Origin of the sequence: Streptosporangium sp. NPDC006930, from assembly GCF_040635605.1 — a bacterium.
Lineage (GTDB): Bacteria > Actinomycetota > Actinomycetes > Streptosporangiales > Streptosporangiaceae > Streptosporangium.
The window spans coordinates 1-3,654 of record NZ_JBEYID010000062.1 but is presented as its reverse complement, the minus strand read 5'-3'; the positions used below and the strand labels follow the sequence as shown (position 1 = coordinate 3,654).

Sequence of the window (3,654 nt, the reverse complement as noted above, 5' to 3'; positions counted from 1 at the left end):
CTCACGCACATGCCGAACCCAGTACTCCGGCGAACACAGCTGCTCAGCCGTAGCCGACTCCCCGGTCAACGTCGACACGATCGGAATCCGCGGCGAATCGTAGGTGAGCGTCCCGGCCAGGGTGCGGAAGTCCTCCAGCATCGGATCCATCAACGGGGAGTGGAACGCGTGCGACACCCGCAACCGCTTCGTCCGCACCCCACGAGCGTCCAACTCGGCCGCGACGGCCAGAACCGCCTCCTCCGCCCCGGAGACCACCACCGACGCGGGACCGTTCACCGCCGCGACCGACACCTCCTTCTCCCGCCCGGCCAGCAGCTCGACGACCTCCTCCTCGGAGGCCCGCACCGACACCATCGCCCCACCGGCGGGCAACGCCTGCATCAACCGCGCCCGCGCCGCCACCAACGCACACGCGTCCTGCAGCGACAACACACCGGCCACATGAGCAGCCGCGATCTCCCCGACCGAGTGACCGGCCAGCACATCCGGCCGCACTCCCCACGACGACACCAGCCGGAACAGCGCCGTCTCCACCGCGAACAGCGCCGGCTGAGCCCACCCCGTCCGATCCAGCAACCCCGCCTCCACCGACCCCGGCTCGGCGAACAACACCTCACGCAGCGACCCCTCAAGCAGCGGCTCGAACTCGGCGAACACCGCGTCCAACGCCGCCGCGAACACCGGGAACCGCTCATACAGCTCCCGGCCCATCCCCACCCGCTGCGCCCCCTGACCGGTGAACAACACCGCCACCCGGCCGTCACCCACCCGACCCCGCACCACACCCGAACCCGCGACTCCCCCGGCCAGCCCCGACAACCCGGCCACCACACCCCCACGATCCCCGCCCACCACCACCGCACGATGATCGAAGGCGGACCTTCCCGTGGCCAGCGAGTGCGCGATGTCCAGCGGCCTCAGGTCCTCGCGCTCCTCCACGAACGCCGCCAGGCGCGCGGCCTGCGCGCCCAACGCCTCCTCGCCGCGCGCCGACACCACGAACGGCAACGGCAGCCCCCCGGCGAACTCCGCCACCGGAACCGGCAGACCCCCCTCGACCTCGGTGTCGACGGGCGCGGGGGCCTGCTCGATGATGACGTGGGCGTTGGTGCCGCTGATACCGAAACCGGAGACTCCCGCGCGGCGCGGGTGACCGTTCTCCGGCCACTCGACGGGCTCGGTCAGCAGCGACACCGCACCCGCCGACCAGTCGACGTGCGGGGTGGGCTCGTCGACGTGCAGGGTCCTGGGCAGCAGGCCGTGCCGGAGGGCCATCACCACCTTGATGACGCTCGCCACCCCGGCGGCGGCCTGGGTGTGGCCGATGTTGGACTTCACCGAGCCCAGCCACAGGGGACGATCGGCCGGGCGGTCCTGACCGTAGGTGACGAGCAGCGCCTGGGCCTCGATCGGGTCGCCGAGCATGGTGCCGGTGCCGTGCGCCTCCACCGCGTCGACGTCGGCGGCCACCAGTTCGGAGTTGGCGAGCGCCTGGCGGATGACACGCTGCTGGGAGGGGCCGTTCGGAGCCGACAGGCCGTTGCTGGCACCGTCCTGGTTGACCGCGCTGCCCCGCACCACCGCCAGCACCGGATGACCGTTACGACGCGCGTCCGACAGCCGCTCCAGCAGCAGCAGGCCGATCCCCTCGGAGAAGGCGGTGCCGTCGGCGGCCGCGGCGAAGGCCTTCACCCGGCTGTCGGGGGCGAGGCCGCGCTGGCGGCTGAACTCCACGAAGATCTCGGGAGTGAAGATGATCGTGACGCCGCCGGTGATGGCCATGGAGCACTCGTCCCTTCTGAGGGACTCGCACGCCATGTGCAGGGTCACCAGCGAGGACGAGCAGGCGGTGTCGGCGGTGACCGCGGGTCCCTCGAGACCGAGGGTGTAGGAGATCCGCCCGGACATGACGGCGGTGGAGGTGCCCGTCAGCAGGTGACCCTCGACCCCCGCGGGGAAGACACCCTGGCCGATGCCGTACCCGCTGGAGGCCGCGCCGACGAAGACGCCCGTCCGGCTGCCCTTCACCGTGGCGGGATCGATGCCCGCCCGTTCCAGCAGTTCCCACGAGGTCTCCAGCAGCAGCCGCTGCTGCGGGTCGGACGCCAGCGCCTCGCGCGGGCTCATCCCGAAGAAGCCCGCGTCGAAACCGCCGGCGTCGGCGACGAACCCGCCCTCGCGGGCGTAGGTGGTGCCGGGGGTGTCCGGGTCGGGGTGGTAGAGCCGGTCCAGGTCCCAGCCCCGGTCGCCGGGGAACCCGGACATGGCGTCCTTCCCGTCCGCGACCAGCCGCCAGAGCTCCTCCGGGCTGTTCACCCCACCGGGCAGGCGGCAACTCATGGCCACGACCGCGATCGGCTCGCGTTCCCTGGCCTCCACCTCGCGCAGGCGGCGTCGGGTGTGCTGCAGGTCGGCGGTGGCACGCTTGAGGTAGTCACGCAGCTTGTCGTCATTCGGCATCGGACGTCAACCAGCCTCGGGGCAGTAGGGATTCGTCATGGGGTGCGCCGTCGGGAGGCGCCGTCAGGAGGCGCCGAGTTCCCCGTCGAGGACCGCGAAGAGCTCGTCGTCGGTGACCGACTCGAAGTCCTGCCGGGGCTCGGCCTCCACCGGGTCGCCGTGCGTGTCGTCCCACTTGCGGAGCAGCGCCCGCAGCCGGGCTGTGATCTTGTCGGTATCCCCGCCGTTCCTCGTGTACAGGAGGGTCTCCAGCCGGTCGACCTCCGCGAGCACGGACGCGGAGGGGTCGGCGGCGGGCGGGGCGATCTCGTCCCTGATGTGCTCGGCGAGCACGCTGGGGTTGGGGTAGTCGAAGACCAGGGTGGTCGGCAGGCGCAGCCCGATGGCACCACCGAGCCGGTTGCGCAGCTCGACGGCGGTGAGCGAGTCGAACCCGAGCTCCTTGAACGCCCTCTCGGGTTCCACCGAGTCCACACTCGTGTGCCCGAGCACCCCGGCGGCCTCGGCGCAGACGAGCTTGACGAGCGCGGCCAGCTGCTCCTCCTCCGACAGACCCGCCAGGCGCTGTTCGAGACCGGAGGCGCTGGAGGTGACGCCTCCCACGGCCCGGACGACCCGGCGGGCGGGGGCGCGGACGAGGCCCCGCAGCAGCGCGGAGCGCAGGCCGTTCTCGCCGCGCAGCGCGGCGAGGTCGAGGTGGATCGGCACGAGCAGCGCCTCGTCGAAGGCGCGGGCCGCGTCGAACAGGGCCATCCCCTCCTCCGACGACAGGGCGACCAGTCCTGAGCGTGCCATCCGCTCCACGTCGGCGTCGGCGAGGTGGCCGGTCATGCCGCTGCGCTGGTTCCAGAAACCCCAGGCCAGCGAGAGCCCGGCCAGCCCCTGAGCCCTGCGGTGCGCCGCCAGCGCGTCGAGGAAGGCGTTGGCGGCGGCGTAGCTGCCCTGCCCCGCCCCGTCCAGCACCGCCGCGGCCGAGGAGAACATCACGAACGCCGACAGGTCCAGGTCACGGGTGAGCTCGTGCAGGTTCCACGCCGCGTCCACCTTGGGCCGCAACACCGCGTCCACCCGTTCCGGGGTGAGGGATTGGACCAGCCCGTCGTCGAGGACGCCGGCGGTGTGCACCACCCCGGTCAACGGCCGATCCGCCGGAATCCCCGCCAAAACAGCCGCCAACCCCTCACGATCGGC

The 3,654-nt window shown here is 72.1% G+C and carries 2 protein-coding genes; both read right to left on the bottom strand.

The genetic code is table 11. The annotated features are described in order from the left end of the window. On the bottom strand, window positions 1-2,463 hold a 2,463-nt coding region (locus ABZ664_RS39335; RefSeq protein WP_362522379.1), incomplete at its 3' end, for a type I polyketide synthase. Between the two features lie 63 nt (window positions 2,464-2,526). Beyond that, window positions 2,527-3,654, bottom strand: a 1,128-nt coding sequence (locus ABZ664_RS39330) for a beta-ketoacyl reductase (protein WP_362522377.1), incomplete at its 5' end; no start/stop codon positions are given.